Raw genomic sequence first — 1,798 nt, 5'->3', positions numbered from 1 at the left:
GGAATGTATGTATGTCCAGAAGGCCAGATGGCCTATAAGAAAGCCAGATCGCTACAGAAAAATTCTATTAAAAATGAAAAATTGATTTTTTTCTTTGATGTGGAGAAATGTAAATGCTGCCCTCTTGAAGGTATTTGTCACAAAATAGGTACGAAATCAAAAACATATACCCTTACTATCAAGTCGAACTTGCATCAAGAACAACTTGACTTTGAAAACAGTGATGCATTTCGTGAGAAATCAAGAATGAGATACCGAATTGAACAAAAGAACAGCGAGTTAAAGAACCGTTATGGTTTAAAAAAATCTATGAATAACGGTTTATTTGGCATGACTATACAAAGTGCATCGACCGTGTTTATCGCAAATATGAGAAAAATAATCAGAGAAATAGATAAAAAAGGGGCCTAAAGGCTCCCTTTTTTACAGAAAATAGCAGGCGAGAAATGGTGAAAAACAATTTTCTCGCTTTTTTGATTTTTGTTGATCTTTTTTAGGTTATTTAAGCTACTTTTTCAGCAGCCTCAACGCGTTTTGGCGGGCTATTTCAGACGATGCCGAGGTTTTTTACCCCGCCAAATCAATTTTGGCGGGGTAAATGACGTGATAATTCGACCAAACGGATAATGCGAACCATCTCATGATTCGATAAAAATGCAAAAATGTGAAGAGCAATCCCATAGACTCCGCGCATACTGTATTTGACAACAAATATAGGGGTGATCACTATCGCGTATAAGGAACGGAAAAAGTCGAAGCTTTTGAACATTTATCAAATATTGTCTTCACGCATGCATTTATCAAGCGATGACTACTATTATTATCTCAATTTAATAAAAGGATTCGAAGGGGAGATGCGCTTCGATGAATTAATCGAAAAACTGAAAGAGTATTGCTTGATTCTTAATGATCTACAATTGGAAATCAGGCGATCTTCTTTCCAAATCGATACCGTGCTGATTTTTTTCGGCAAAATAATAATATGCGAAATAAAAAACTATGAAGGAGTACATTATTGGGGAAAAGATAAATTCACCAAACTCAACGGAGTCATTATGGAGAATCCTGATTTGCAATTGCAGAAGACACGAGTTCGGCTGGAATTGCTTCTTCTGGAGTTGGGCTGCAAGATGGAAGTAGATGCCTTTGTCGTCTACGTTAATCCTGAGTTTACTCTTCTGGGTGCGCCTGCTGATGAGCAGTTGTTACTGCCGAGCCAGATTTCTGGATATTTTGAAAATCTGCATACAGGCGCTAAACCGACTGCTGAACAGAAAAAATTGGCGGATGCACTTGTAAAACTCCACAAGCCTGATTATCCAAGCAAAATGCCGAAATATCGTTACAACCAGTTAAGAAAAGGAATCCCTTGCACTGCCTGTGGCGCTCTTTTAGGAACATTCAGCGGCCATCGTCAAACATGCGGGAACTGCGGAAAGAAAGTAAATGTCAAAAAGGCAATCAAAAACAGCATTGAGGACTTCCGCTTGTTGTTCCCGAATGAACCAGTGACCTCAGCTCATATGACGGATTGGTGCGGAATAGGAAGAAGGGACCGAATTTTTCGGGTTTTGAGGGAGGAATATACTTCTAAAGGAAGCGGGAATGCGCGCTATTACGAATAATATTGCGGGCAAAATTTATATAGAGGGGATAACGTGATTCATATAACTACTTTATGGGCAAATCCTTGCATTAATTCTGTCTAGGAATTGAGTTTGGGTTCAAAAATAACCCGCCAAAATAAAGTGAGGCTGCTGAAAAAGTCAGATAAATTTCTGGCTTTTTTTGTATTTTG

2 protein-coding genes are annotated in these 1,798 nt (G+C 38.5%); both read left to right on the top strand.

Annotation, left to right across the window (positions count from 1 at the left end; translation table 11 throughout):
* The coding region (locus BMZ71_RS14525; protein WP_218142843.1) for a transposase at positions 1-411 on the top strand (411 nt) is incomplete at its 5' end.
* Positions 412-791: 380 nt separating this feature from the next.
* The gene (locus BMZ71_RS14520; protein WP_143148189.1) at positions 792-1,625 is read left to right on the top strand and encodes a nuclease-related domain-containing protein; all 834 of its coding nucleotides are present in this window, start codon (positions 792-794) and stop codon (positions 1,623-1,625) included.
* The last annotated feature ends 173 nt before the right edge of the window (positions 1,626-1,798 follow it).

The organism is Trichococcus flocculiformis, assembly GCF_900113645.1.
GTDB classification, from domain to species: Bacteria; Bacillota; Bacilli; order Lactobacillales; family Aerococcaceae; genus Trichococcus; species Trichococcus flocculiformis.
This window is presented reverse-complemented; position numbering and strand designations above follow the sequence as displayed.